Raw genomic sequence first — 26,242 nt, 5'->3', positions numbered from 1 at the left:
TGCTCATGGTGTTCTTCTTCCTGTGAGCGGGGCATCTCAAGGAGTGGGGTTGATCACTTGAGAGAGTGGGCCTGCGGTCAGTAGTGCTGGCCCGGGCTTGGTTCGAGCAGGAGGACTGAGGGGACCCGGCTGGCGAATCCCAGGCGGAGCAGGCCGTAGCCGATGCCGGCGAGGCCGTTGAGCAGGCCCGCGGACACGACGCCGTGCGGGGTGCCGCAGCGGACGCCTCCCCTGTCGATCGCGCCGAGCAGGAGACCCGCGTGGCGGGTGGCGGCCGCGGAGGCCTCGTAGTTGCCGCGCTGGCCCAGCACCATGAGGGCCTCGGTCACGCCGAGCTCTCCGTGGCACAGGCTCATGTCGCGCAGCGGCTGGTGCTCGGCCAGCGTGCTGGCCCAGTCCTCGGGGGCGTCGCGGCGGGCCATGGTGAAGCCCGCCAGGCCTCCGCACCAGCTCAGGTCCGTGCCGTCCGGCACCTCGGCGTCCAGGATCGCCTGGCCGACCTCGAAGTAGTGGTCGCCCGCTCCGGTCGCCGCGAAGCGTTGCAGTGCCCAGCCGATCCCGGTGTGCCCGTGGGCGAATCCCGCTGTCGGCAGGTCAAGGCAGGTGCACGGCACTGTGTGCGCCTGCTCCACGAGCCGGTCGGCGAAGTCCCAGGCCAGGCGTCCGGCCGACGGCAGTCCTGTCTCGCTGTGGACCGCCAGCATGGCCGCGAGGCCACCGGCGCTCCCGGCCGCGAAGCAGGCCAGTTCGTCGTCCGTCGCCGCCCTGGTCAGGTCGACCACCGCGGGCAGCCAGCTGCGGATCTCCGGGTCGTCGAGCAGGTTTCCCAGCCGCGCGATCGCGTAGCTGATGCCGCCGAGGCCGTGCGGGCCGCCGCAGCCGATCGTCACGCCGAGCTCCGGCTCGGTGATCAGCTGGTCGATGAGGCGGGGCACTGGGCGGACCGCGTCCCTGGCCAGTTCCGCGTAGCGCTGCACGCCAGTCAGGTCGGCGAGCTGCGCGAGGAACAGGGCCACTCCGCAATACCCGTGGGCGAGGCCGGCGCCCATCGGGAGAACCGCCCAGTGCTTGTCGATGATCGGCTCGAGGCCGAGCCAGTTCGCACGGCCGTCTCCGTGCATCGCCCTGGCACCTATCTCGTCGGCGATCCCGCACGCCGCCGACAGCAGTCGCTGCGGGTCCGGTATCGCCGACGTCCCCGCCCTGGGGCGGGTCTCGCCGGTGCGGTGGGCCACCGGCTGTGCCCTGGTCGCCAGCGCAGCCGAGATCAGCCATTCCTGGTCGTAGCGGTCGACCTCGTCCATCGCGGCGATCTTCAGCACCACCGTCGCCAGGCCGGGGCCTTCCAGCAGGTCCGGCAGGCATTCGCCGTCCGCGGCCCACAGGTCGCGGGACCCGGGCTTGCTGGTGAACACCGGCAGGTCGCCTGCCCAGAGGTCGTTCAGCTCGCTCGGGATCAGCCGCTGCCTGGCCAGGTCGCAGGCCGAGTCGATGGTCAGCGCGTCGAACACGCGCTCGCGCTGCACGGCGTCGCGCAGCACGTCCGGGTGCGTCGACTCGTCGAGCAGGGTCGCGTAGACCTGGCTCGGCCGGGCCACGATCCGGATCTCGTCGTTGGTGCACGCGGTCAGCAGGCCGATCAGCTCCGACCGGTGCCGCACGATCGCGTCGTATCCCTCACGGAACCCGCCGAGCATCGCGGCGCGGTACTCCGACGGCTCGACGTCGAGCTCGCCCAGCCGCGGCCGGTTGGTCGCGCCGTGGAACTCGCCACGGCGGCGCACCAGGCGCATCGCGTCCGTGCCCACGCCGTCCCACGCGACCACGTCGCTCGGGGACTGGACGCCCTTGTCGCCGCCGAGGGCGGAGACGTCGACCGCGCCGTGCTCACCGAGGAGCATCTGCGGCAGCAGGGCCATCCGGTGCACCGACGAGGCCAGCACGCGCGCCGCCGGGTCCGGCCCGGTCGCGGTCGGCTGCTCGAGCATCGGGTGGAAGAGGGTCTCGACGTCCACGAGCACCGGCTGGTCGCCGCAGGCGATCAGGTTCTCGTAGTGGATGTCGGCGCCGTCCACGGCGTACAGCAGCGCCAGCAGCGCGCCCTGCCTGCGGTAGAACCGGTCGACCTCGGCCACCTGGGTGCACGGCCGGTGCTCGACGAACTCGAGCCAGCCGTAGCCCTGGCGCGTCAGCGAGTCCACGCTGCGCAGGCCGAGGCCGAGGACCTTGGAGTTGAGCCAGCCGACCAGTCCGCTGAAGTGCCTGTGCAGCTCCAGCGACCGCGGCTTGTAGACGACCTTGCGGCCTCCTGCGAAGTGCAGGATGGCGACGCTGCGACCGCGCTGGTGGGTGTCGCCGATGCCGGTGCGGATCTCCACCAGGTCACCGGGGTCGGCCCCGCCGAGCAGCCGCGCCACGATCAGGTCGCGGTCGGCGATGAACCGCTCGATCAGCTCGACCTGCGCGTCCGCGGTGTACTGGCACGCCTGGCCGAGCAGCCTGGCCAGGACCGGGTACTCGGCGAACAGCGTGGTCAGCCGCTCCGGGCTGGCCTGTGAGCGGACGAAGTCGGCGAACCGCTGCTGCGCGGTGTCACCGGCGAGCCTGCCGGACACGCGCTCCACGTTGAGCTCGAGCACGAGGGTGCGGGCGGCCAGGCCGGCCAGGCGCCTGCCGAGCTGCCGGTCGAAGGCGGCGGTGACGGCCTGCGCGTCGATCTTGCCCGCCGCTGCCGCCGTGGCCACCCGGTCGCGGGCGATCCGCACCAGCGGCCGGAACACCCAGGCGAACGCGTCGGGCCAGTCGCACGGCACAGCCCCCTCGGCGCTGACCGGGCCGCTGCCCACCGCCAGGTCGATCAGCTCGGCCCAGCGCGGGCGGCCCTGGACCGTCCACCGGCGTTCGGCGGCGGTCAGCGCGCCGGTCCACCATGGCCCGGAGTTGATCCCGTTGTCGCGGTGCGAAATCGCTTGGCTCACGAGTAAAGAGGCTGGCAGCGGGCGCACGCGCAAACATGGGTAACGACTCCCCACATTCGCGTCCGGCACCACCCGTATTGGGTAGTGGCGGGTCCCCGGCCACCTGGAGTTCTTCCGACGGTACCGGCCTGCGTGGCGCCTGTGCGACCGCTGTCACCCATCCGGAACCTGACAGCACGTGTCAGGCATCGGTGTCACGATGAGCCGGTGAGCACAACGGTCGATCGTGCGCGGGTGCTGGCCTACCGGATCGCACGGCAGGGGCTGCACCGCGCGGCCACAACGGTGGACGAACTGGACGTCGTGGCGCTCGGCGTGCAGGACACCCCGCCTGGTTCGGCCCGGCTGGCGCTGGGTGTCCGCACCGAGGCCGATGTGGACGACCACAGTCTCGTCCGCGCGTGGACGCTGCGGGCGTCGCCGTTCCTGCACCGCGCCGGGGACCTGCCGAAGCTGGCCGCCGCGTTGTGGCCGCACAGCGAACGCGACGCGCTGGGGAAGGTCGCGTGGCAGCGGTCGGTCATGCGGAAGTCGGGGATCACGGCGACGCAGGCGATCCGGTACACCGCCGAGGCCATGCGCGAGTGCGTCACGAGCCCGACCGTGAAAGGCGTGGCGAGCACCGCTGTGTCCAAGCTGGTGCCGAAGGCGCTGGTGTCGTACTGCCGGGGTTGTCAGGCGGAGCACGTGTTCGAGTCGCTGTTCAGGTTGGCGGCGTTGCCCGGTGGGCTGCGGCTCGACCTCGACCAGTCGCCGCCGTTGCTCGTACCGATCGAGGACTGGCCGGGGATCCCCGTCGAGCAGTCCGGGGCGGACGAGCTGATCACGCGATATCTGACGTTCGTGGGCCCGGCGAGCACGGCGGACGTCGCGGCGTGGCTGACCACGACCCAGGCCGAGGTCAAGGCCATGTGGCCGGCGGACGGACTGGTCGAAGTGGACGTCGACGGCCGCGCCGCGTGGATCCCCGAGTCCGAGGTGGACCTGTTGCTCGACCCGCCCGAGCCGCCCCGGGCGTTGCTGCTGCCCACGTCGGATCCGTTCATGCAGGACCGCAACAAGCTGATGCTCGTACCGGACAAGGCGCACCACAAGGCGATGTGGCCGGTGATCGGCCAGCCCGGTGCGGTGGTCGTGGACGGTGACGTCGCCGGGCTGTGGCGGGCGAAGGCGTCCGGCCGCGGCAAGCTGGAGATCCGGATCACCGCGTTCACGCCGGTCGAGCCGGACGCGCGCGAGGCGCTGGAGGATCAGGCGCGGTTGATCGGCGCGCTGCGTGGCATCGCCGAGACGCGCCTCATCGTGCCGTGAACCTGGTCAGGTCCGCCACGGCCTGGCGCACCTCGGGGTGGTTGCGGCCGAGGATCTTGGTCTTGATGTCCAGCGCGCGCTGGGTGAGCCTGCCCGCGGCGGCGATGTTGCCCTTCGCGGCCATCAGCATGCCGAAGTCCGCGCAGGCCACGGCGAGGTCGTAGTGGTTGGGTGGCAGCACGCGCTCGAACGTCGATATCGCCTTGCGGAACAGCTTCTCGGCCATGTCCAGGTTGCCCTGCCGGGCCAGGACGGCGGCCAGCATGGCTCGTTCGTTGGCGGTCGCGGCGTGGTTCGGGCCGAGCGCGGCCTCCCGCAGCAACAGGGCACGCCGCGCATACGACTCGCCGGTGTCGAACCGGCTGAGCATCAGGTCGAGTTCGGCCAGGTGGTGCCACACCACCGCCGACGTGGCCTTCTCGCTGCCGACCAGGTCGAGCGCCTGCCGGTAGAGCGCCTCGGCCTCGATGAACCGGCTGGAGAACAGGTACACCGCGCCGAGCCCGCACATCAGCTCGGCCAGTTCCTCCGGGTGCGGCCACGTGCCGTTCTCGGCCAGGTCCAGCGCGGAGCGGTAGAGCACTTCGGAGCTGCCGAACCGGTTGCGGACCCGTTCGACCATCGCGAGGCACCCGAGCGCCTTGACCCGCAGGCGGACGAGCGTCTCGTCGGCGCGGGAGTACTCCTCGGTGATCACGATCGCGCGCCGGGCGTACCGCTCGGACTTGGTGTACTGGGAAAGCCGCTCGTGCAGCAGGCTCAGCTCGATGCAGGCACCCGCGATGGCCGGGTGGTTGGGGCCACCGGCGTGTTCGACGACGGCGAGCGCGGTCTCGGCGACCACGACCGCTTCCTCGGCCCTTCCCTCGTCGTAGAACCGGCGGGCCAAGCCGAGGCGCCTGCGCGCCTCAGCTATCGGGTCGATCATCGCCCGCGCCGCACATCGTGTCCTTCTCCTACCGCTGACATCCCCGACATCATGATGGCAGGGCCGATGCGGGTAAATCACCCGGTTCGCGCCCGGCCGGTCAGCCGGTGGGCAGGATCGCCAGGTTGCGCCTGGTCAGGGCGGCTTGCGCGGGTTCGCCGGGCAGTCTGCGGCGGATTTCCAGCGACCGGTGGTAGAAGCGTTCCGCTTCCTCGGGGTGGCCGCGGACGGCCATCAGCACGCCGAGGTCGTTGAACACGGCGGCCACTTCGTGGCTGAGCAGCAGTGCCTCGTCGGCGACGTCGGCGCTGGCGACTGGGTCGTTCACGCGACCATGGTGGCTTCCCGGTCACCCCGGGTGGCAGGTACCGGGCACCCAGAGCGACCGGGAAGCCTTCCCGGGTGTCTCAGCCCAGTACGGCGTCGGCGATCCGGCCGCGCAGGGCACGGCCGCTCGCGCCGAACGCGTCCAGCCACTGGGCGCGTTTGTACAGCCGGTGCAGGATGTGCTCCCACGTCATGCCGACGCCGCCGTGGACCTGGATGACGCGCTCGCAGGCGGCTACCGCGGCTTCGGTGGCGGCGGTCTTGGCTGCCGCGACGGCGACCGGGGCCTGGTCGTCGCCTTCGGCCAGCGCCCACGCGGCCCAGTAGGTCAGCGACCTGGCCAGTTCCAGCGACGCGTACGAATCCACCAGCTGGTGGGAAACGCCCTGGTAGGTGCCGATCACGCGGCCGAACTGCTCGCGTGTGGACGCGTGGGCGATGCCGTCCTCCAGCGCGCGGCGGCCGACGCCGAGCGCCTCGGCCGCGGCGAGCACGAACGCCCGGCTCTCGATTTCGGTGAGCACCGAGCCGTCGCCCAGCGCCTGCGACGGTGCCGCGTCGAACTCCACCTCGTACAGCCGGCGGGACTGGTCCGATGTGGACACGGGCGTCACGGTCGCGTCGGCGGTCCGCACGAGCCGGACCTGCGGGCCCGCCGCGGTGACCACGAGCGCGTCGGCCCATGCCGCGTCGGGCACGAGGATCTTGCGGCCGGTCACGCGGCCGTCCGCGTCGGCCGTCGTGGCGAGGCCGGTGTCCGCGATGCCCTGCGGGCGACCGGCTTCCGCCCACGCCAGCGACAGTTTCAAGGCACCGGACGCGACCGCCGCGCGCAGCTGCTCGTCGCCGCGGACCGCGGGCAGCGCCAGCGCGACCGTGCTGAACAGCGGCGCGGGCAGCAGGGCCGCGCCGGTTTCCTCGAACAGGACGACCTGGTCGAGCAGGGTCAGCTCGTCGTCGGTCCAGCCGAGGTCGGCCAGCGGCTGCCAGCTGTCGGGCTGCCAGCCCGGCTCGCCGTCGATGATCGCGGGCAGTCCGGTCAGCGGGTGCCGCTCGGCCAGGTACTCCCGCGCGGCCGTGCGCAGCATGTCCTGTTCGGACGAGAATGCGAAGTCCACTGTGTCCCCTGTGTCAACGGCTGCGCGGAAGGCCGAGCACGCGCTCGGCGACGATGTTGCGCAGGATCTCGGAAGTCCCCGCCTCGATGGTGTTGCCGCGGCTGCGCAGCTGCCGGTACTGCCAGTACCCGTCCCACACGCCGCCGTCGTCGTCCAGCATCCCGGACAGGCCCTGCAGGCCGCGGGCGAGCTTGGTCAGCCGCTGGTTGGCCTCGCTCCAGACGAGCTTCACCACCGAGCTCTCCGGACCGGGCTGGCCCTTGGTGAGCAGGGTCGTCAACGTGCGGTAGTTGGTGAACGCCAACGACTGCAACTCGATCCACTCGCGGGCGATCGCGTCGCGCACCACCGGGTCGCCGGCGGGGACGCTGCCGTCGGACGCGGGCTGCCTCGCCAGTTCGACCAGGCGCGTGAAGTGCTGGCGCAACTGGCCGACCAAGGCGAACGCGAGCGTGCCGCGCTCGTGCAGCAGCGTGGTCATCGCGACTTTCCAGCCGTCGCCCGGCCGGCCGAGGATGGACTCCTTGGGCACGCGAACGTCGGTGAAGAAGATCTCGTTGAACTCGGGGTCACCGGTGATCTGGCGCAGCGGCCGGACTTCCACGCCCGGCGCGTGCATGTCGACGAGGAGATAGGACAGTCCCTCGTGCTTCTTCGCGGCCGGATCGGTGCGCACGACGAGGATGCACCAGTCCGCGATGTGCGCCCACGACGACCACACCTTCTGGCCGTTGACCACCCAGTGGTCGCCGTCGAGGACCGCGGTGGTCCGCGCGCCCGCGAGGTCGGACCCGCTGCCGGGCTCGGAGAAGCCCTGGCACCAGATCTCCTCACCGGACAGCAGTTTCGGCAGGTGGCGCTGCTTCTGTTCCGGCGTGCCCCACGCCATGATGGTGGGGCCCGCCATGTTCAGCCCGATGATGCCGATGTGCTCCGGGGCGTGCGCGCGGGCCATCTCCTCGAAGTAGATGGCCTGGTAGCCGGGGGAAAGACCGGCGCCGCCGTACTCCTTCGGCCAGGTCAGCCCGACATAGCCGGCGTCGTGCAGCTTGCGGCTCCACGACCGCATGTAGTCGACGTCCGGCCGCCCGGCGCTGGGGTTCGCGGCCGGGTCGAAGTTCCGGCCGTACCAGTCGCGCAGCTTCGCGCGGAACGCCGCCTCGGCCGCGGTGTCACGGAAGTCCATGAGACATGGTTGCATTCTGACTCAAAACCGGTCAACCGCGGAATGTGTCTCAGCGATGCGACGCCGGGTATGGTGTCGGCCATGTCGGCGACACCGGGCACTCCGCTCACCCGTGCGTTGCGCGGACCGTCACCGGCGCCCCGCACCGCCCCGATCGACGCGTTCCGCCTTGCCAGGAAGTGGTTCCTGGACGGGCGCCGGGTCGACATGCAGCAGCTGGCCGCCGAGCTCGGGGTCAGCCGGGCGACGCTGTACCGCTGGTGCGGCAGCCGCGAACTGCTGATCGGCGAGGTGATCTGGTCGATCAACGAGCGCCTGCTGCACGAGACGCGCACGAAGGCGCGGGGCTCCGGCCGGGCGCTGATCACGCGCGTGCTCGACCGTTCGCTCGCGCGCATCCGCGATTTCGAGGCGCTGCGCCAGTTCGTGGCCGAGGACGCCGAGTACGCGCTGCGGATCATCACCTCGAAGCAGAGTGTCGTGCAGGCCAGGCTGATCGAGTGGACCGCGGACTTCCTGCGCGAGGAGGTCGGCCTGCGCGACGACATCGACCTCGCCGACCTGGCGTACGTGATCGTGCGCGTGTGCGAGTCGTTCGTGTGGAGCGACATGATCACCGGCGCTCCGCCCGCGACGGACAAGGCCGTGAAGATCGTGGATCTGCTCATCGCGGCCGCCGAGCGCTGACGGGGGATTCAGCGATAGGTGAGCAGTTCGCGGTGCTCGCCTTCGAAATGCGCGTGGTCGTTGTACGTGACCAGACTGGTCCCCGACCGGCCGTGCACGAGTTTGGTGATCCCGCAGTTGACCGCGACCCGGTTGACCGCGACGAAACCGCTCGCGTCCAGGCCCCACATCCACGCGCAGACAGCCGCGATCACCCCGCCGGACGTGAACACGACAGCGGTTTTCCCGCCCTCCAGACCCAATAGCAGATCCTTGACCGCGCCGGATGCGGTTTCGCTGAATTCCTCCAGCCCCGCCCACCCGCGCAAGGCGGCGTCCAGCGCCTCCTGGAAGCCGCGCGGGTCGGCCGGATCGCCCTGCGCCGCGCGGACGAGCCCGAGGTGGTCGAACTCGTTCCACCGCGCGTCCTGCCGTGGTCGCGCCTCGAACCCGGCGGCGGCAGCGGTGTCCCGCTGGCGCTTCAGCGTCCCGCTCCACACCTGGTCAGCGTGCACGCCACGGCGCCGCAGCTCCGCACCGGCGTGCTTGCCCTGCAAGTGCCCGACAGGCGAGAGAACGTCGTAGTCCTCGGCGCCGAAGGACGCCTGGCCGTGCCGGACGAGGTACACCAGTGGCATCAGCGAAACCCATCCCTTCCCATTTGCCAGTTGTGGACCATTCGGCCCAACCGTACTGGACCGAACGGATGAGAATTATGGTCGTTGTGAACCTGCCGGTACAGCGTTGAGTGCTGATAGTCTCTTTTGAGTCTGCACAGGGGTTGAAAGCTTCGCACTAGTCGGTGTCATACATGTCGGGGAACGCTGCTCGGGGTCAAATCGAAAACACTCAGGCGGACAATCAGTTCGCCGAAGCGCTGCGCTCGGCCATTCGGTCCAGCGGGCTGAGCCTCGACCGAATACAAGCGCGCTTACGAGCCCGTGGCACCCCCGTCAGCATTGCGGCACTGAGCTATTGGCAGTCGGGTAAGCGCCAGCCGGAGCGCAACGACTCACTGACCGCGCTCGGTGAACTGGAAAACATCCTGAAGCTGCCGCCCGGTTCGCTGCTCGCACTGCTGCCGCCGCCGAGACCGCGCGGCAAGCAGGCGGCAGGCGTCCAGCCGGCGACCGAGACCGTCCAGTTCGAACGCGGGATTCTGCTCGGCCTGCTCGACGCGCTCGGCACCCCGGACGCGCTCGACCAGGAACAGCAACTCACCCTGGTCGGCCTGCACGACAAGTGCCAGCTCGGCGACGACGGCGGCCAGCAGCTGATCACCACCCGCGCGGTGTTCGAGGCGCGCACCGACGGGCAGGACCGCTGGCTGCTGATCTACAAGTCGGACGATCCCGGCGCGGGCGCGCCCGCGCTGACCGCGGTCCGCAACTGCCACCTCGGCAGGCGGCAGGTGGACGACGCGAATGGACTGATGGTCGCCGAACTGCTGTTCGACCAGCCCATCAGACGCGGCGACACCTACCTCATCGAGTACGAACTCCGGAATGCCGGACCACCGTATCCGAAGTGCAACAGGACGCACTGGCGCGAGTTCCGCAGGCCGATTCGCGAGTACCTCCTCGAGATCCACTTCAATTCATCGAACACCCCCGGACGCTGCCAGCAGTTCGCCCGGCCCGCCGGCCAGAAACACGCCCGGATGCGAAACCTCACGCTGGACGCGTGCAAGAGCGTGCACGCGGTCGCGATAGATTTCGGGCCCGGCCTTTTCGGAATCGAGTGGGAATAGCGACAGTCCACTTGTGCGTGATCACGCCATTTCGGACAACTTCCCGCGCAGCAGCTTTCCGGTGGGGTTGCGGGGCAGCGACTCGAGGAACTGCACGTCGCGGGGAACCTTGTAGCGGGCCAGGTTCGCCTTGACGTGCGCCTTGACCCCGTCCTCGTCGAGGTCGATCCCGTCACGGCGGACGACGAACGCCCGCAGCCGCTGGCCGAACTCCGGATCGGTCACACCGATCACCGCCGCCTCGACCACACCGGGGTGTTCCGCCAGGAGGTTCTCCACCTCGACCGGGTAGACGTTCTCGCCGCCGGACACGATCATGTCGTCGTCGCGGCCGTCGATGAACAGCCTGCCCTCGGCGTCGAAGTGGCCGACGTCCCCGCTGGACAGCAGCCCGTCGATGACTTCCTTGTTGCGGCCGTCGGTGTAGCCGCCGAACGCGAGGTCGCTGCCGACGAAGATCCGGCCGATCACGTCCGGCTCGGTGATGCGGGCGCCGTGGTCGTCGTACAGGTTCACCCGGCATCCGCACGGGACCTTGCCGACCGTGCCGGGCGCGGCACGCCAGTCCTCGGGCGTCGCGACCGTTGCGACAGCGACTTCCGTTGAACCGTAGAGGTTGTAGACGACGTCACCGAACGCCTTGGTGGCCCGGTTGCCGAGTTCCGGCGACAACGCCGAACCCGCCGAGAACACGATCCGCAACGACGACGTGTCGTACGAGCCGACCACGTCCTCACCGAGGTCCAGGATCCGCTGCAGCATCACCGGTACGACCACCAGCTCGGTGGCTTTGTTGTCCTGGATCATCTTCAGCGTCGCCTCGGGGTCGAACTTGCGGCGCACCACCACAGTGCACCCGAGCGCGAACGAGATGATGAACTGCGACAGCGCGGTTCCGTGGAACAGCGGCGCGGCGATCACGGTGCACTCGTTGACACGCATGGGGATGCGGTCGAGCAGTTGCGCCGCCGACAGGCCGGACTTGACCTGGCGTGGCGCGCCCTTCGGCGTTCCGGTCGTCCCACTGGTCAGCAGCACGAACCCGCCGGGCTTGCCCGGGTTGGGCAGCGGCCGGTCGTCGGTGTTGACGATCAGCTCCTCGAGTGTGGTCGCCGACTCGCCCGCGGGCGTGTCCGTCCACGCGAGGAAGCGCGGGATCGCGGGCTCGACCGCGTCCAGCAGCGGCGCGAACTCCTCGTCGTACACCAGGGCCGACACGTTCTCCCGCTTGACCACGTCGGCGAACTGCGGTTTGGCGAACCCGGTGTTGAGCAGCAGCAGGCGGCTGCCGAGCTTGCCGGACGCGACCATCGAGTCGATCAGGCCGCGGTGGTCGCGGCACAGCACACCGATCACCGAGCCCTCGCCGAGCCCGCGCTGCGCCCACGCCCGTGCCAGTGCGTTGGATCGGCTTTCCAGCTGCGAGTACGTCAGCGGCCCCAGTTCGTCGACGATCCCCACCTTGCGGGGATCCCGGCGGGCCGACATCCGGACGGGGCCGGCGATCGGGCCGATCTGCTTGACGGTGCGCAGCGAGCGCAGGCCCTCGTCCAGCCTCGGGAACGGAACCAGCCCGGCCCGGCTCAGGATCCTGATGCTCTGCAACGTCTCAGGTATCCGCGTCACGACGTTCCGCACGGCGCCTCCACTGCGAGGGTCGTAAGCTACTGGCGAGTTAACTTGGACCGTAACTGTCAGACCCCGGGTGCACAATCACCGCATGCTGGTGTTCGTATCGCCTGGCCGTGATGGAGCCGGTACAGCGCGTGCTGTGAACACCGCCACATCTGAAACGATAGCTGACCACAAGCCGATCGATCTGGGTTCGTGGATGGCTTCTTTCGAGGAATGTGAGCATCCGCGCTGGGTACTGCCCGCTGTCGACGAGCTGTACCCGAATCTGCTGGCCCGGGGAATCCGGCTGGACCGGTGCCACGACCTGACCCTGTCCGAGGGGCTGCTGCTGGCACACGAGGGCCGCCACGGAACGCACCGCAACCCTGCCGCGGCGTGGGCCCGGCTGCACGGCCGCCCCGAGCCGGAGGACAAACCGCCCCCGGCGCGGGACACCCAGCCCACGTTGTTCGAGCTCGACGAGCGCTTCCACCCGATCGACCAGCTCATCGAGGTGTACGACGACCAGCAGCGCCGGATCGCCGCCAACGCGCACCCGGACCGGCTGCGGCTGCTGACCGCCTCGGAGTCCGCGGGCGCGCTCGCAGCGGCCGAGATGAGCGCGCACGGGTTGCCGTGGAGCGAGCAGGTGCACCTCGAACTGCTGGAATCGATGCTCGGGCCGCGTACCGCCCCGGGTGTGCGCCCGGCGAAGCTGGCCGAGCTGGCGGAGCGGATCGTGGCGGCGTTCGGTGGGCGTTCGCTCAACCCGGACAGCCCGCCCAGCGTGGTCAAGGCCTTCGCCAGGGAGGGCATCGACATCCCCAGCACCCGCGCGTGGGTGCTCAAGGAGATCGACCACCCGGCGGTCGAGCCGCTGCTGGAGTACAAGGAACTGGCCAGGATGTGGACCGCGCACGGCTGGAGCTGGCTGGAGTCCTGGGTGCGGGACGGCCGGTTCCGCCCGGAGTACGTGGTCGGCGGCGTGGTGTCCGGCAGGTGGGCCACCCGCGGCGGCGCCGCGCTCCAGCTGCCGAAAGCTCTGCGCACGGCCGTCCGGGCGCTTCCCGGCTGGTCGCTGGTCGTGGCCGACGCGGCCCAGCTCGAACCGCGCGTGCTCGCGGCCCTGTCCGACGACCGCAAGCTGGCGGAGTTCGCCTCGGACGTGGACCTCTACGCGGGCCTGGCCGCGGACTCGTTCGAAGGCGACCGGGACAAGGCCAAGATCGCCATGCTGTCGGCGATGTACGGCGGTACCTCCGGCGGCGCCGGTCCCCTGCTCGCGGTGTTGCGCAAACGCTTTCCCCAGGCGGTCGGGCACGTCGAGCAGGCCGCGCAGGCCGGTGAGCAGGGCCGGATGGTCCGCTCCCGGCTCGGGCGCACCTCACCTTTCCCGTCGGAGCGCTGGAGTGCGTTGATGGAGCGCACCGAGGGCACCGAGGAGGAGATGCGCAAGTCACGCCAGGCAGCAAGGGACTGGGGCCGGTTCACGCGCAACTTCGTCGTCCAGGCCAGTGCCGCGGACTGGGCGCTGGTGCTGCTCGTGGTGCTGCGGCGCAGGCTCGCGGCACTCGACCCGAAGGCGGAGATCGTCTTCTACCAGCACGACGAGTTCATGGTGCACTGCCCGGCCGAGACAGCGGGCCTGGTCACCGAGCAGCTGCTGGCCTCGGGCGAGGAGGCCAGCCGGCTCTTGTTCGGCGACACGCCGGTGCGGTTCCCGCTGCAGATCGCGACGGTGAACAGTTACGCGGACGCCAAGTAGGGCAGCAGATCGGCCACGCCGGGCAACAGGTGCGTGTGCCGCACCGCGCCGAGAGTCGCCGCGTTCTGACCGCCGGTGAGCACACCGACGACCATCTTCGCGCCCGCGTTCGTCCCCGCTCGCAGGTCACGGGTGGTGTCCCCGGCGACGAGGACACGGGACACGTCCACGATCCCGGTCGCCTCCATCGCCCGGAAGATCATGTACGGCGCCGGGCGCCCCGCCGGGACGTCGTCGGTGCACACCACCGCGTCCACTTTGTCCTCCCACTTCAGCGTGGTCAGGATGGACGTGGTGACGTGCCGGTCGAAGCCGGTGGTGAGCGCGACCTTGACGCCGCTTGCCCGCAGCCGGTCGATGGTCTCCGGCACGCCGTGCAGCGCGACCGGCGGCTTGAGCTCGTACGCCTCGGCGAGCCTGCGGCGGAAGTCCTGGAAGGTGTCGGCCACGACCTGGCCGGTCTTGCCGAGCAGCGCGCCGATCGCCTCGGTCTTGTCCGCGCCCATCCACGGCACGACGTCCTCTTCGGACACACCGGTGGCGTCGGCGAGCGCTCGGTAGACCGCGCCGTGCTCGTCCACTGTGGTTCCGGCGATGTCGAAAACGGCCAGTTCGATCATGATGCCCTCTCGGCGATGCGGGACAGGGCGGGAAGCGCCCGTTGGGAGTTCTCGATGGAGAAGCTGACGACGTCCGGCCGGTAGCGGTCGTCGGAGTACTCGAAGGGCTCGCCGGTGACGCTGGTGGCCGTGCGGCGTTCACGCAGCAGCGGCGCGCCGGCCGGGACGTCGAGCAGTTCGTGGTCGGTCTCGTCGGCGGCGACCGCGTCGATCACGTGGCTGCCGTGCGTGGTGTCCACGCCGTTGGCTTCCAGGTGCGCGTAGATCGACCCGGAGTCGCAGTCGAACCCGAACAGCAGCCTGCCGACCTGTTCCACGAACGTGCTGCGCTCGATCATGGTCGGCTGCGAGTCGATCAGGCGCAGGCGCAGCAGTTGCACCACCGGTGTGCCCTCGGCGAGGTGCAGCGCGGCCGAGACTTCCGGAGTGGACGGCCGGCGCGCGATCTCCAGCGTCCGCTGGCCGGGCGTGCGCCCGAGGCCCGCGACCCAGCGGGAGAACGACATGAAGGTCTCGAACGGCTGGTTCATCGTCTGCCGCAGCACCACCGGGGGTTTGCCGCGGCCACCGCCGATCAGCCCTTCGGCGCGCAGTGTGCCCAGTGCTTGCCGGACCGGGCCGCGGGAGGCGTCCCACTGCGCGCACAACTGCGACTCGGAGGGCACGGCGGCGCCGACGGCCAGGTCACCGGCGAGCACCCGGCGGCGTATGTCAGCGGCGATGCGTTCGTGCAGCGACTCGTCCACGGGACTTGACTATACAGGCCACAACCAGGGAGTTCGGATAAATGAACTGGAAATGAACAGTTCCGAGCTGGTTTGACTTTACGGGGGGCAGTTTCGGACCCTCTTGTCATGACAAGTTTGGGCACGGCCGACGTGGTGGTCGTCGGAGCGGGCATCGTCGGCCTCGCGCACGCCGTCGAGGCCGCCGAGCGCGGCATGTCGGTCGTTGTCGTGGAGCAGGACGAACGGGCCACCGGCGCGTCGGTGCGCAACTTCGGGCACGGCTGCTTCACCGCGCAGGACGGGACCGCGTACCGCTACGCCCGCAAAGCCCGCGAGACCTGGCTGAAGGTGGCCGCGGTCGCCGGACTGGCAGTGGCCGAGAGCGGCAGCGTGGTCGTGGCCCGCGCCGAGGACGAACTGGCTGTTCTCAAGGAGTTCACCGACATCCGGCCGGCCGTCACGCTGACCGCGGCCGAAGTGGCGCACCGCGTGCCGACCGGCCCGGACGTGGTCGGCGGCGCGTTCCTGCCGCAGGACATCCGGGTGGACCAACGGACCAGCGCCGACCTGATCGCCCGGTGGCTGGCCAGGCAGGGCGTGGTGTTCCACTGGCGCACCACCGCGCACCTGATCACGCCGGGCGAGGTCGTGACCAGCCGGGGCAGCCTCAGCGCACCGCGGATCGTCCTCGCGACAGGCCACGACGTGGACCGCCACTTCCCCGGCCTGGCCGACGATCTCGGCGTGCGCCGGTGCGCACTGCGCATGCTCCGGGTGGACAATCCGTCCACACGGGACATCACACCGGCTGTCCTGAGCGGGCACTCGTTGTTGCGTTACGACGCGTTCGCCCTCTGCCCAACACTGACCGAAGTCCGCGCCAGGATCGAGCGGGAGCACGCCGACCTCGTCCGGATCGGACTCAACCTGATGTACACCCAACGACCGGACGGGTCGCTGACCATCGGTGACACGCACACGTACCACCGGACGCTCGATCCGTTCGAGGACAACGAACTCGACCGGCACGTGCTGTCCGAGACCGCACGTTTCCTCGGTGTACCGAGCCTCGCGGTTCGCGAACACTGGCGTGGCGTCTACGCGTCCGCGCCGCAGCCGTACCTGGTGGCCAGCCCGGCCGACGGGGTCCGGGTCGCAGCTGTGACATCCGGGATCGGCATGACAACCGCGTTCGGGCTCGCCCCGGACGTCCTCGACACGTTCTAGAGAACCACAGGGAGCTGGAACCCCATGCGCGCACTGTTGAGTGTGATCGCGTTGCTGTGCCTGACTGTCACCGCGTGTGGCAGCGAGCAGTCCGCTTCGGGCGCAACGTGCCCGGACGGCCGCATCCGGTTCGGCATCGAACCGTACGAGGACCCCGCCAAGCTCAAACCCGCCTACGAGGTCCTGGCCAACGCCCTGCAGAGCAAGCTGAACTGCAAGGTCGAGCTCCAGGTGGTCGAGGACTACTCGGCCGAGGTGCTCGCGATGCGCAACGGCAAACTGGAGATCGCCCAGTTCGGCCCGCTCGGTTTCGTGTTCGCCAGCCAGAAGGCCAACGCGCAGGCGGTCGCGTCCTTCGCCGACGCCAAGGGCGAACTCACCACGTACACCGCCGGTATCTGGGTCCCGGCGGACTCGCCGATCAAGTCCGTCAACGACCTGTCCGGCAAGACGGTCGCCTTGTCCAGCCCCGGCTCGACCTCCGGTGACGCGCTGCCCCGGTTCGCCTTCAAGGACGTCAAGGACATCAAGGTCGACTACGCCGGTGGTCACCCGGAGGCGTTGCTGGCGTTGAAGAACGGCAAGGTGGCCGCCGCCGAGATCAACAGCCAGCAACTGGCCAGCGCCAAAGCGGCGGGCACGTTCGACCCGTCGGGGTTCCGCCAGGTGTGGACCTCAGCGCCGATCCCGAACGACCCGATCACCATCCGCGGCGACCTCGACCCGAAGCTGGCCGACGCGATCCGCGGGGGACTGCTCGAACTCGGCCCGGCCGACGTGGCCAAGGTCGGCGAGTTCCTCGACGTCACCCCGCCCGGTCCGCTGGTCACGGTGACCAAGGAGACCTACCAGCCGCTGTTCGACCTGGCCGCCGGGCTCGGCCTGACCGAGAACGACGTGTGACCGGGTGGGCATCCAGATCACGGGACTGCGCAAGTCCTTCGCGGGCAAGCAGGTGCTCGCGGGCGTCGAGCTGTCCGTGGCGCCCGGCGAGTTCGTCGCGGTGCTCGGTGCGAACGGGTCAGGCAAGTCGACCGTGCTGCGGTGCGCGGTCGGCCTGCAGCGGCCGGACTCCGGCACGGTCGGCATCGACGGCGGCGCGGCCATGGTGTTCCAGCAGATCCACCTCGTCGGCCGCCGCAGCGCGCTGGACAACGTGTGCTCGGGAGCGCTCGGCCGGCTCAAGCTGAGGCAGTCGCTGCTGTTCGGCCGGGAGATCCGGCGCGAGGCGATGGACTGCCTCGACCGGGTCGGCCTCGCCGACCGCGCGGCCGACCGCGCCGGACGGCTGTCCGGCGGGCAGCAGCAACGGGTGGCGATCGCACGCGCGCTGTGCCAGCGCGCCAAGGTGATCCTCGCCGACGAACCTGTGTCCGCATTGGACCCGAGCGCCGCCGAACAAGTCGTCGCGTTGCTCGCCTCACTCGCCGGCGAAGGCCTCGCGGTGCTCGCCGTACTGCACCAACCTGAACTGGCCCAACGGTTCGCGCACCGGATCGTCGGGCTGCACCGGGGCAAGGTGGCGTTCGAGAGCGCGGCCGGGGCCATGGATTCCCAAGCTGTCAGTTCGCTCTACGAGGGCGCCCGATGAACCCACCGACCCGCAAGGCGCCGTCCCCGGTCGCCTTCATCGTCATCGCCGCCCTGGTCGGCGTGCACGTCCTCGCCTGGCAGGGCACCGGGTTCTCCCCCGGCGCGCTCGTCGAGGGCTGGCGCGGGATGGCCGACTTCCTCAGCCAGTCGTTCCCGCCCGACCTCGGCGTGCTCGGCGACAGTCTGGACGCGGCGGTCGTCACGCTCTACATCGGACTGCTCGGCACCACGTTCTCGATCCCGTTCGCCCTGCTGCTCGGGGTGCTCGCGTCGCGGGCCACCACGCCGAACTCGTGGACCTACCAGATCGCCCGGTCGATCCTGTCGGTGCTGCGGTCGGTCCCCGACGTCGTGTTCGCGTTGATCTTCGTCACGGCGGTGGGCCTCGGACCGTTCGCGGGCGTGCTCGCGCTGGTGTTCCACAACACCGGCGTGATGGGCAAGCTGTGGGCCGAGGCGATGGAGGAAACCGACCCCGGGCCACGGGAAGCACTGCGGGTGGCGGGCGCGTCCGGCGCGCAGACCGCCGTGAACGCCGTACTGCCCGCGGTACTGCCGCAGATGGTCGGCCTGCTGCTGTACCGGTTCGACGTGAACGTGCGCTCGTCGCTGGTGCTGGGACTGGTCGGCGCGGGCGGCATCGGGTTCCTGATCAACCAGTCCATCAAGCTGTTCCGATTCGACCAGATGGTCACGCACATCATCGTGGTGGTCGTCGTGGTCGTACTCGTCGACCAGCTCTCGGCGTACGTCCGCCGCAGGCTGGCGACCTAGTGGCTGGTCCCGGAACGTCGCTGGTCTTCTCCGGCGGATCCAGGTTTCCGCTGGACGTGCCGCAGGAAGGGGCTTGTACCGGGGTTGTACCAGTGCCTTTCTGCGGTGCGGCCAGCGGGAAGCTGGGCCGTCGAGAAGGCTTGTCAACGTTTCGAGACGGGCCACTAGCACGGGCAGCACACCGCTAGGCGGAGCTGCCCAGGCACACGAACGGGCGGCGGAAGGGGTCGACGGCGATCGCGTCGGCCAGCGCCACAGCGGGTTCGGCGCCCGCGGCGAGGCGGCGGTGGTAGTCGTCCATCGCCGCCGCCGAAGCGTGGTCGCCGACCTTGCTCAGCGGCGCGATGACCGTCTGGGACCCGCTGGCCAGCAACGCGCTGGCGAACCCCAGCGGCTCGTCGCCCGGCCGGATCCGGTTGAGCGCCAGCTCGCAGGCCGCGAGCACGACCTGCCGCGGCGGCTGGTTCAACCCGGCGATCTCGTGCGCGAACAGCGCGCCGTCGGCGAGTTCGAGCCTGGAGAACAGCGCGTTCTCCGGCTCGTGCGCGCCGTGCGCCGCGATGTGCGCGAGCCGCGCGCCGTCAAGCGCCCCAAGCACTGCGCTGACCGTGGCCTCGTCGCCCGAGATCAACCGCGCGGTCTCGTGGTGCGTGCTGAGTTTGTGGATTTCGCCGACAGCGGCGGGCAATCCGAGCGACCGGACGAGGATCGTGTGCCCGTGCCGGCTTGCCGTGGCGCGTTCGGCTGCCAGCCACGCCGTCGCCGACGGTGCCACGACCACGGGCCGTCCGTGCATGGACGGGAGCAGTCCCCACGGCACACCGTAGAGCGCGCCCGTGGGCACCACTACCAGATCCCGGTCGCCGATCAGGTGCCTCAAGGGCTGTCCGATCAGACCGTCCAGCCGGTCGGCCTGTTTGCGCGCGGAGCCTGTGACGACCTGCACCATCGGGACGGGCAAGTGGTCGGGCGCCAGAGCGTTGAGGTCCACGTTGAGCATCCGGGCCCGCTGCGCCGCCTCGCTGGCCGGCCCCAGGTTCACCCGGTGGACATCGCCGTCCGTCAGCACCACGGCGACGAGCGCGTCGTCGGACACGACGAAACTCACCAACGCCCGGCTCCCCAGGGCGTCGGCGACCTCGGGCGCGCCGACGACCGGCCGTGGCTGTCCCCAACGCCCGGTGTGCCAGCCGAGACGACCCGCTTCCCGGAGCCGCTGCGCCCGCCGTACGGCGATCGTCGCGGTCGGGTGGGCGTCGTGCTGGGCCTGGCGCAGTGACTGGGTGAGGCTGCGGACCTCGTCGATCCGCTCAGCCAGCTGCGGATCGTCGACGCGGCCGAGCGGCTCGTACCGGTAGGTCTGGGCACGGGTGCGCTCCAGCCAGCCGAACAGCTTGCGGGCGTCCTCGCCACGCAGGACGAGCCGGACCGCGAGCTCACCGAGCTCCTGGCCGTGCAGTGCCGCGCCGGACACCAGGTCGAGGCCGTCCATCCGGTCACGGACCTCGTCGAGCTCGGCCAGCCCGGTCCGGATCTCGTCAAGGGCCACGCCGGTTTCACCGCGGGCGTCGGCGAGCTCGGCCCGGCAGAGCCTGCGCAGCAGCCGGTAGTCGATGGTCGTGAGGTCGCTCGGCGGGGCGACCTGGTCGAGCAGTTCGGCCGCCTTGCCGAGGTCGCCCTGTTTGACGGCCACCCGGGTCGCGAGCATCCTGGCCCACCCGGCCTGCTCGACCAGACTCGGCCGCGGCAGTGAGTCGGCGAACGCGAGCGCCCGGTCCGGCAGGTCCGTCGCCGAGTCCGAACGCAGCGCGCGGATCGTGTCCACCCGCAGGGCGACAAGGGCGGCGTCCGCGACGCAGGTCTGGCAGTCCCAGCGCTTCATCCGCTCCTCGGAGCGCAGAGCCATCTCCAGTGCCAGGTCCAGGTCGCCGGTGAGCAGGGCGGCCTGGGCGCGGTATCGCTCGGCGCGGCCGAGTTCCCTGCTGTTGCCGTCCGCGCTCATGATCGGCAGGACCTCGTCGAGGTGGGTGCTCGCCTCGTGCGCGAGACCGGCGGTCAGCAGGGCCTGCGCCTGGTCGAGCCGCAGCAGCGGCAGGGTGTCCTGGCCCAGCGCCTGGTAGGCGCTGCTGCTGGCCTCGTAGTGCCGCAGTGCGGCGGGCACGTTGCCGGTGCGCAGTTCCAGGTTGGCCAGTGCGTGCCGGCAGTCAGCGGCCTTGACCGGCAGATCGCGCTCGGCGGCGAGCCGGAAGGCCCAGTCGAGATCGGCCCGCGCGGCCCCGATCTGCCCGAGCCTCGTGCCGACCAGGACACGGGCCAGCAGCGAGTGGACCAGCTTCTCGGTCACCAGCGCCGGGCTGTCGGTGTCGGCGAGGCACTGGAGCTTGCGGTCGATCGACGAGCTGAACTTGACCAGGCCTTCTTCGTTGCGGCCCGCGCTGAGCAGCAGGAACCCGCAGTTGTGGTCGACCGACGCGTCGAGTTCGAGCCGGACGACCGGGTCCGGTACGTCCTGGATGTGCTCGCGCAGCGCCTCCAGCCGGGCGAGGCTGACCTCGATTCCGTCGGTGTCGGCGATCAGCGCGGCCAGCAGGCCGGCCAGGCGGATTCTGATCCGCAGCCAGTCGAGGTGGTGCGCCTGGCCGACCGGGGCGACCGAGTCGAGCACGCTGAGCCCCTGCTTGGCGAGCTCACGGCCTTCTTGTTCGCGTGCACTGCACCCGGCAGCCGCCGACTGGCTGTACAACTCGCGTGCTGTCTCAATGGCTGTGGTGGGATCGCTCACGGACACGTAAGTATGACAACACAGACCGTAGCGAAATTCCGCCCGCCGGCCGAAACACCTCGGCCGGCGGGCGAAAACGCGCTCACCGCGACGTCACGGCTTCTTCTCTGGGCAGCTGCCGGTGCAGTCGGTGGTGTGGACGTGCTCGTGCTCGTCCTGCTCCGGCGGCACCACCGGGAGCGTCGGGTCCACCGGCAACGCCGGGTCAGCCGTGTGGTTCTCCGCCAGCTCGACGGGCGCGTCGCCCTCTGGCAGGAACGTTTCCTTGGCACTCGTGGTCATGGTCGATCTACCTCCCCTGTCGATCTGCCTCTTCGGCCAAACGAGGACGTCAGTGACCGCAACAGAAGCACGCTGTCACTTGTGGTCCCCCCGTTCGACGGCCCCTCACGCCGCGAACGGACTAATACTGTCACATCGGAGCAATGATCGGTAAGAAAATCTTCACTACGCGTAGTTTGTTGTGAATGTCTCTTCGATGTATCCAGCGCCCCAACGGTTCCCCGGAAGCAGCAAGGGACCGTCCAATTGGACGGTCCCTTGCGCCCGAACGACAGCGCCGGGAAACGTGGACGGCGCCGATCCACGCTTCGTCGATCCGCAAGCGCTTGTACCAGATTCCCCCTTGAGGACGGAGCCGCGCAAGTCCCAAGTGGACACCCTGCGAGGTCGCACCATCTTGCGAGAACGGAATCGCCACACCGGTCCTGAGGCCGGTCACACGCGCGCCGGTTTCAGACCTCCGTCCACAGTGGATTCGAGCCGCTGCCCACCACGCGCTGCCGCTCGGCAGTTCGCAGCAGACCCGGCCATGACGGCCGCTCAAGCCGTACCTCCGACCTCTTGTCCCAACCGTCGGCACAAACGCCACTTTGTCGGTTCAGAAGGAGTGATACGTCGGATCTCTTCTCTTGACGCCGCACTGCCGATGGAGTAAACCCTATGTATGTAATCGTTTTCGTCGAGTTACATCGAGGCGATTGCCGAACACCGGGTGCACCGTGGACCTTCGCCAGTGCGAGCCGAGGGAGACCGACCGTGAGCAGCAGCAGGCACACGAGACGCGACGTCCTGCGTGGCGCCGGCCTCGCCGCAGGCGGACTGCTGACCGGAACCGGTTTCGCGACACAGGCGGCTGCCGGGGTCGACGCTGCCGGGGCCAAGCCGCCAGACCAGTGGAGACTGGTACCGCACATCCTCGGCAGGATCCGTCCGCCCACGTTTCCCGCTCGGGTCTTCCCGATCACCTCGTACGGCGCCGTCGGCGACGGCCGGCGCAAGAACACGGCCGCCATCAACGACGCCATCGAGGACTGCGGCCGAAGCGGTGGCGGACGGGTACTCGTCCCGGCAGGCACGTTCGTCACCGGCGGCATCCGGATGCGCAGCGGGGTCGACCTGCACGTCGCCGAGGGTGCCATGCTGAAGTTCAGCAACGACCCCAAGGATTTCCTGCCGCTCGTGCTGGTGCGCTGGGAAGGCACGCTCTGCTACAACTACCAGTCGTTCATCTACGCCCACCGCCAGGAGAACATGGCGATCACCGGATCCGGCACCATCGACGGCGACGCGCCCAACGGGCCATGGCCGGGCTGGGGCGCCGGTTCGACGCCGGAGCTGCGCAAGATGGGCGAGGACGGCGTGCCGGTCGAGCAGCGGATCATGGGCGAGGGAAAACGCATGCGGCCCAACATGATCCAGTTCGTCGACTGCCGGAACCTGCTGGTGCGGGATGTACACCTGCGCAACCCCGCGATGTGGACATTGCACCCGGTGTTCTGCACGAACGTGACCGTCCGCAATGTCCACATCCACAGCACCAACTCCCAGGGTGACGGCGTCGATCTAGACTCGACGAGCTACGCGCACGTGGCCGGCTCACGCTTCGACACCAACGACGACTGTGTCGTCCTCAAATCTGGTCGGGATGCCGACGGGCGGCGGATCGGCATCCCGACCTCCTTCGTGGTGGTCGAACGCTGCAAGTTCGCCGGGCGGTGGGGCGGGATCACCGTCGGCTCGGAGTCCTCCGGCGGGGTGCACGACGTGTTCTGCCGCGACTGCGAGGTCAACCCGCCGGACTTCCCGGGCCGGTACCCGGTCAAGCACGCGTTGTACATCAAGACGAACTCCGACCGCGGCGGCGTCGTGGACGGCGTTCACCTGCGAAACATCAAGGGCCGCAACGTGGAACGCGAAGTCCTGTACGCCAGCATGTACTACAACGGCGGCGGGTCGGGAAAGCACTACCCAACCCTCAAGAACCTCACGGTCGACGGCATGACCGTCACGGGCGGCCGCAAGGCCATCCACCTCGACGGCCTGCCGGAGAGCAACATCCGCGACGTGACCATCACCAACAGCGACTTCACCGGGATCGCCGAGAAGAACACCATTCGCAACACCGGCAACGTCGTGTTGCGTGGGGTGCGCGTCAACGGCGAGCCGGTCGGTTAGTTCCTGGTGGCCGGTTCGCGGACAGCAGGCGGACCGGGAGCTGACTACGTCCGCCGGCGGCGGGCGCCCCAGATGACGAGCACCGCGCCGCCGGCGACGCAGATCAGGCCGATGCTGGTCCACAGCCGTTCACCGGTCATGAAGCTACCGGTGATGTAGCCGAGTCCTTGGCCGGTCCACACGCCTCCTACCAGGATCAGCAGGATGCCGAGAACGATCGGGAGCCATGTGCGCATGACTCATGGTCCCACTTGTCTCACCGCAGCATGAAGTCCCGCTGCGCGAGCGGCCGGTCGACGACCCGGACGTCGCCGAGCCAGCCGTAGAAGCTCTTGCCGACCTTGCGCTCGTAGTTCGACGCGCCGAGCAGCCAGACGTCCCCGATGGCCGGGAACCCGACCGCCGGGGTGGACGGGTTGCGCAGCAGCTTCGAACCGTCCACGTACAGGGTCGTGGTGCGGCCGTCGTTGACCACGGCCACGTGCCACCACTTGCCGGACGGCAGTTCGTGGCCCCAGTTGGTGGAGATGGCGTTCTGGTTGAGCGGGAAGACCGCCCACTGCAACTGCCGCCCACCGGAGAGGGCCAGCGACGCCAGCGCCTCTTTGGGGTCGTCGCCCGTTTTGCCCGCGTCGGCGCCGGACCCGAGCCGGGACAGCAGCGCACACCACGCGTTGGCGTCGCCGAAGTCCTTCGGCAGTTTGAAGAACGCCTCGACGGTGTATCCACGGTGGAACGTCGCCTTGTTCATCGGCGCGCCAGTCACGGTCCTGAAGTACGCGTCCTTGAGGTACACACTGCCGTGGCCCGGCTGCCCCCGGTGGTGCTCGGTGCTCCACTGTGGCGTGTCCTGGGCGACGAGATGGTTGCCGTTGCCGGACAAGTCACGCGTGTCCCGGTTGTCGAAACGCCAGTACGCCACCGTTCCCGGAATCACGATCTCGCGAACCGGGCGGGGTTTCGGCGCCGGGATCGGGTCGAACCCGGCGAACCGCTCGGCGAAGTCGATCTCCAGCGTGAAGCAGTCGCCCGGACCGGAGCGCGTGGTCTCCTGCTGTGCCAGTGCGCTCAGCGAACGCTGGTCCTGCAGCCACGGCGAGAACGTCTCGACGTCGATCACGCCGCGTGCGAGGTCGAAGTGGTAGAGCCGGATCATCGCGCTGCCACCGTAGTAGCGGTCCTGGTAGTTCGTGATGTGCGCGTGCACCTCGTTTCCCGCGGTGTTGCGCAGCACCGTACGACCGGGCGGCCAGTAGTGCCCGTTGAGCGCCAGGAAGATCTGGTCGTTGTCCTTGACCAGGTCGTTCCAGAGCTTCTGGCCGAAGTCGGACAGCACGGCCTTGCCGTCGCCGCCGTCGGCGTGCACGAATTCGTGCGTGGTGAGGATGACCGGGCTGCGCGGGTGCTTGCGCATCACCTCACGGGCCCAGGCGATGCTGCCCGCCGACGGCCGCCAATCCATGGCCAGCACGAGCCATTCCTTTCCGGCGGCCCGGAACACGTGATACGAGTTGTAACCGTCACGAGTCGCACCACGGAACGCGGGACTGTGCCGCAACCGGTGCGGGCCGAACTCGTCGAGGTACGGGCTCGGGCCGCGTTGGTCGTCTTTGGACGCGTCGATGTCGTGGTTGCCCGCCAGCACGCTGTACGGGAACCGGTCGAGAATCCGGAAAGTGCGGCTGATCGCGGTGAACTCGCCACGCAGCCCGTTCTCGGTCATGTCACCGAGGTGGGCGGCGAAAACCGTGTTGTGCTCGCGCGCTGTGTCCACAATGTAACGAAGCGAGGCCTCGAGCGGTGCGCTGTCGCCGCGATCGCGGTCGTAGAGGTACTGCGTATCCGGGATGACCGCGACGGTGAAGCGCGGGCTGTCGGTATCCGGCCTGGTGAAGCCCTGTGCGACCGGTTCGGCCGATGCCACGCCCGGCAGCGCGGCGGCGGCGGCGGGGATCAGCCCCGCGTTGAGCAGGAAGAGACGTCTGGTCGATGACACGGCCGGAAACTACGGTCCGGACAAGAACGAAGATCGAACTGGATGTGTCTACAGGTCGTACGAGTCGCCCGACAGCGACCCGTCCGGCAGCCGCGGCGGCTTGATCCCCGCCTGGGTGAACAACTCCCCCAGCTCGAGGTTGAGCCTGGCGACCGTGGTCCGGTAGTCCGGCACGGGCCGCAGGTGCTCGTACCGGACGCACCGGGTAAAGGTATGGACCTCTGATCCCCTGGTCGGCCGCAGCCGGTTGACGTCCAGCTGCAACTCGGTGTGATCGTTGCGGCGCCAGATGGTCAGGCTCCACCACTCGCGCACGTCACCCGACATGCCGCCGTGCTGCGGCCCGCGCGGGATCCGCCACGACCATGACTCGACCCAGCTTTTCAGCTGTTCGTCACTGACTTCCACGGCGCTCCAGTCGG

The 26,242-nt window shown here is 69.5% G+C and carries 23 protein-coding genes; 9 read left to right on the top strand and 14 right to left on the bottom strand.

Annotated features, from left to right (window positions below; genetic code table 11):
- Window positions 1-77 precede the first annotated feature (77 nt).
- On the bottom strand, window positions 78-2,978 hold the full coding sequence (locus AOZ06_RS10680; RefSeq protein WP_054289295.1) for a type 2 lanthipeptide synthetase LanM family protein: 2,901 nt from the start codon (window positions 2,976-2,978) through the stop codon (window positions 78-80).
- A 207-nt stretch (window positions 2,979-3,185) separates the two neighbouring features.
- Between AOZ06_RS10680 and AOZ06_RS10675 the strand changes: the two genes are divergently transcribed.
- Window positions 3,186-4,289 carry a winged helix DNA-binding domain-containing protein gene (locus tag AOZ06_RS10675; protein WP_054289294.1) on the top strand — a complete coding sequence of 368 codons (1,104 nt, stop codon included), beginning with the start codon at window positions 3,186-3,188 and terminating at the stop codon, window positions 4,287-4,289.
- Here the strand turns inward: AOZ06_RS10675 and AOZ06_RS10670 are convergent.
- The 4 genes from AOZ06_RS10670 to AOZ06_RS10655 form a co-directional block, all read right to left on the bottom strand.
- A complete protein-coding gene (locus tag AOZ06_RS10670; protein ID WP_054289293.1) occupies window positions 4,276-5,217 on the bottom strand; it encodes a tetratricopeptide repeat protein in 942 nt (313 codons plus the stop codon). The genes AOZ06_RS10675 and AOZ06_RS10670 overlap by 14 nt on opposite strands.
- A gap of 100 nt (window positions 5,218-5,317) precedes the next feature.
- Window positions 5,318-5,545, bottom strand: coding sequence for a tetratricopeptide repeat protein (locus AOZ06_RS10665; RefSeq protein WP_054289292.1), 228 nt, complete (start codon window positions 5,543-5,545; stop codon window positions 5,318-5,320).
- 79 nt (window positions 5,546-5,624) lie between these two features.
- Entirely contained in the window at window positions 5,625-6,662 is a 1,038-nt protein-coding gene (locus AOZ06_RS10660) for an acyl-CoA dehydrogenase family protein (RefSeq protein ID WP_054289291.1), read from the bottom strand.
- Between the two features lie 13 nt (window positions 6,663-6,675).
- The gene (locus AOZ06_RS10655) at window positions 6,676-7,848 is read right to left on the bottom strand and encodes an acyl-CoA dehydrogenase family protein (protein WP_054289290.1); all 1,173 of its coding nucleotides are present in this window, start codon (window positions 7,846-7,848) and stop codon (window positions 6,676-6,678) included.
- 81 nt (window positions 7,849-7,929) lie between these two features.
- On the opposite strand from AOZ06_RS10655, the gene AOZ06_RS10650 reads away from it, so the two are divergent.
- Window positions 7,930-8,535, top strand: coding sequence for a QsdR family transcriptional regulator (locus AOZ06_RS10650; RefSeq protein ID WP_063810331.1), 606 nt, complete (start codon window positions 7,930-7,932; stop codon window positions 8,533-8,535).
- Between the two features lie 8 nt (window positions 8,536-8,543).
- On the opposite strand, the gene AOZ06_RS10645 is transcribed toward AOZ06_RS10650, so the two are convergent.
- Window positions 8,544-9,152, bottom strand: a complete 609-nt coding sequence (locus AOZ06_RS10645; RefSeq protein WP_054289288.1) for a histidine phosphatase family protein — start codon at window positions 9,150-9,152, stop codon at window positions 8,544-8,546.
- A 173-nt stretch (window positions 9,153-9,325) separates the two neighbouring features.
- On the opposite strand from AOZ06_RS10645, the gene AOZ06_RS10640 reads away from it, so the two are divergent.
- Entirely contained in the window at window positions 9,326-10,264 is a 939-nt protein-coding gene (locus AOZ06_RS10640) for a hypothetical protein (RefSeq protein ID WP_054289287.1), read from the top strand.
- Between the two features lie 21 nt (window positions 10,265-10,285).
- Here the strand turns inward: AOZ06_RS10640 and AOZ06_RS10635 are convergent, their stop codons facing one another.
- A complete protein-coding gene (locus tag AOZ06_RS10635; RefSeq protein WP_054289286.1) occupies window positions 10,286-11,902 on the bottom strand; it encodes an acyl-CoA synthetase in 1,617 nt (538 codons plus the stop codon).
- 82 nt (window positions 11,903-11,984) lie between these two features.
- Here AOZ06_RS10635 and AOZ06_RS10630 point away from each other — a divergent pair, with 82 nt between their 5' ends.
- Window positions 11,985-13,643: a bifunctional 3'-5' exonuclease/DNA polymerase gene (locus AOZ06_RS10630; protein ID WP_054289285.1), complete on the top strand. Its 1,659-nt coding sequence runs from the start codon at window positions 11,985-11,987 to the stop codon at window positions 13,641-13,643.
- Here AOZ06_RS10630 and AOZ06_RS10625 read toward each other — a convergent pair.
- Together AOZ06_RS10625 and AOZ06_RS10620 are read right to left on the bottom strand one after the other, a co-directional pair.
- The gene (locus AOZ06_RS10625; protein WP_054289284.1) at window positions 13,625-14,263 is read right to left on the bottom strand and encodes a phosphonatase-like hydrolase; all 639 of its coding nucleotides are present in this window, start codon (window positions 14,261-14,263) and stop codon (window positions 13,625-13,627) included. The two genes, AOZ06_RS10630 and AOZ06_RS10625, sit on opposite strands and share 19 nt — an antisense overlap.
- Window positions 14,260-15,009, bottom strand: coding sequence for a GntR family transcriptional regulator (locus tag AOZ06_RS10620; protein ID WP_054289283.1), 750 nt, complete (start codon window positions 15,007-15,009; stop codon window positions 14,260-14,262). Before AOZ06_RS10620 ends, AOZ06_RS10625 begins: the two co-directional genes overlap by 4 nt.
- A 108-nt stretch (window positions 15,010-15,117) precedes the next feature.
- Here AOZ06_RS10620 and AOZ06_RS10615 point away from each other — a divergent pair, with 108 nt between their 5' ends.
- The 4 genes from AOZ06_RS10615 to phnE are packed head-to-tail and all read left to right on the top strand — an operon-like array spanning window position 15,118 to window position 18,585.
- Entirely contained in the window at window positions 15,118-16,218 is a 1,101-nt protein-coding gene (locus AOZ06_RS10615; RefSeq protein WP_157232959.1) for a TIGR03364 family FAD-dependent oxidoreductase, read from the top strand.
- A gap of 24 nt (window positions 16,219-16,242) precedes the next feature.
- The gene (locus AOZ06_RS10610) at window positions 16,243-17,121 is read left to right on the top strand and encodes a phosphate/phosphite/phosphonate ABC transporter substrate-binding protein (RefSeq protein ID WP_054289281.1); all 879 of its coding nucleotides are present in this window, start codon (window positions 16,243-16,245) and stop codon (window positions 17,119-17,121) included.
- 4 nt (window positions 17,122-17,125) lie between these two features.
- Window positions 17,126-17,809: a phosphonate ABC transporter ATP-binding protein gene (locus tag AOZ06_RS10605; RefSeq protein WP_054289280.1), complete on the top strand. Its 684-nt coding sequence runs from the start codon at window positions 17,126-17,128 to the stop codon at window positions 17,807-17,809.
- Window positions 17,806-18,585, top strand: a complete 780-nt coding sequence (phnE, locus tag AOZ06_RS10600; protein ID WP_054289279.1) for a phosphonate ABC transporter, permease protein PhnE — start codon at window positions 17,806-17,808, stop codon at window positions 18,583-18,585. The genes AOZ06_RS10605 and phnE overlap by 4 nt, the downstream gene beginning before the upstream one ends.
- Window positions 18,586-18,769: 184 nt before the next feature.
- Here phnE and AOZ06_RS10595 read toward each other — a convergent pair whose 3' ends face one another.
- Together AOZ06_RS10595 and AOZ06_RS10590 are read right to left on the bottom strand one after the other, a co-directional pair.
- Window positions 18,770-21,367 carry a CHAT domain-containing protein gene (locus AOZ06_RS10595; protein WP_236952173.1) on the bottom strand — a complete coding sequence of 866 codons (2,598 nt, stop codon included), beginning with the start codon at window positions 21,365-21,367 and terminating at the stop codon, window positions 18,770-18,772.
- Between the two features lie 93 nt (window positions 21,368-21,460).
- Window positions 21,461-21,649 (bottom strand): hypothetical protein, encoded by a 189-nt coding sequence (locus AOZ06_RS10590; protein ID WP_054289277.1) that lies wholly within the window; start codon window positions 21,647-21,649, stop codon window positions 21,461-21,463.
- 756 nt (window positions 21,650-22,405) lie between these two features.
- Between AOZ06_RS10590 and AOZ06_RS10585 the strand changes: the two genes are divergently transcribed.
- Complete coding sequence (locus AOZ06_RS10585) at window positions 22,406-23,824, top strand: glycoside hydrolase family 28 protein (protein ID WP_054289276.1); 1,419 nt, start codon at window positions 22,406-22,408, stop codon at window positions 23,822-23,824.
- A gap of 44 nt (window positions 23,825-23,868) precedes the next feature.
- Here AOZ06_RS10585 and AOZ06_RS10580 read toward each other — a convergent pair whose 3' ends face one another.
- Genes AOZ06_RS10580 through AOZ06_RS10570 form a run of 3 tightly spaced genes read right to left on the bottom strand, consistent with a single transcriptional unit; the run spans window position 23,869 to window position 26,228 of the window.
- A complete protein-coding gene (locus AOZ06_RS10580) occupies window positions 23,869-24,060 on the bottom strand; it encodes a hypothetical protein (RefSeq protein ID WP_054289275.1) in 192 nt (63 codons plus the stop codon).
- A 20-nt stretch (window positions 24,061-24,080) separates the two neighbouring features.
- Window positions 24,081-25,820, bottom strand: a complete 1,740-nt coding sequence (locus AOZ06_RS10575) for a LamG-like jellyroll fold domain-containing protein (RefSeq protein WP_054289274.1) — start codon at window positions 25,818-25,820, stop codon at window positions 24,081-24,083.
- A 48-nt stretch (window positions 25,821-25,868) separates the two neighbouring features.
- The gene (locus tag AOZ06_RS10570) at window positions 25,869-26,228 is read right to left on the bottom strand and encodes a hypothetical protein (protein ID WP_054289273.1); all 360 of its coding nucleotides are present in this window, start codon (window positions 26,226-26,228) and stop codon (window positions 25,869-25,871) included.
- Window positions 26,229-26,242 lie beyond the last annotated feature (14 nt).

The organism is Kibdelosporangium phytohabitans, assembly GCF_001302585.1.
Lineage (GTDB): Bacteria > Actinomycetota > Actinomycetes > Mycobacteriales > Pseudonocardiaceae > Kibdelosporangium > Kibdelosporangium phytohabitans.
This window is presented reverse-complemented; position numbering and strand designations above follow the sequence as displayed.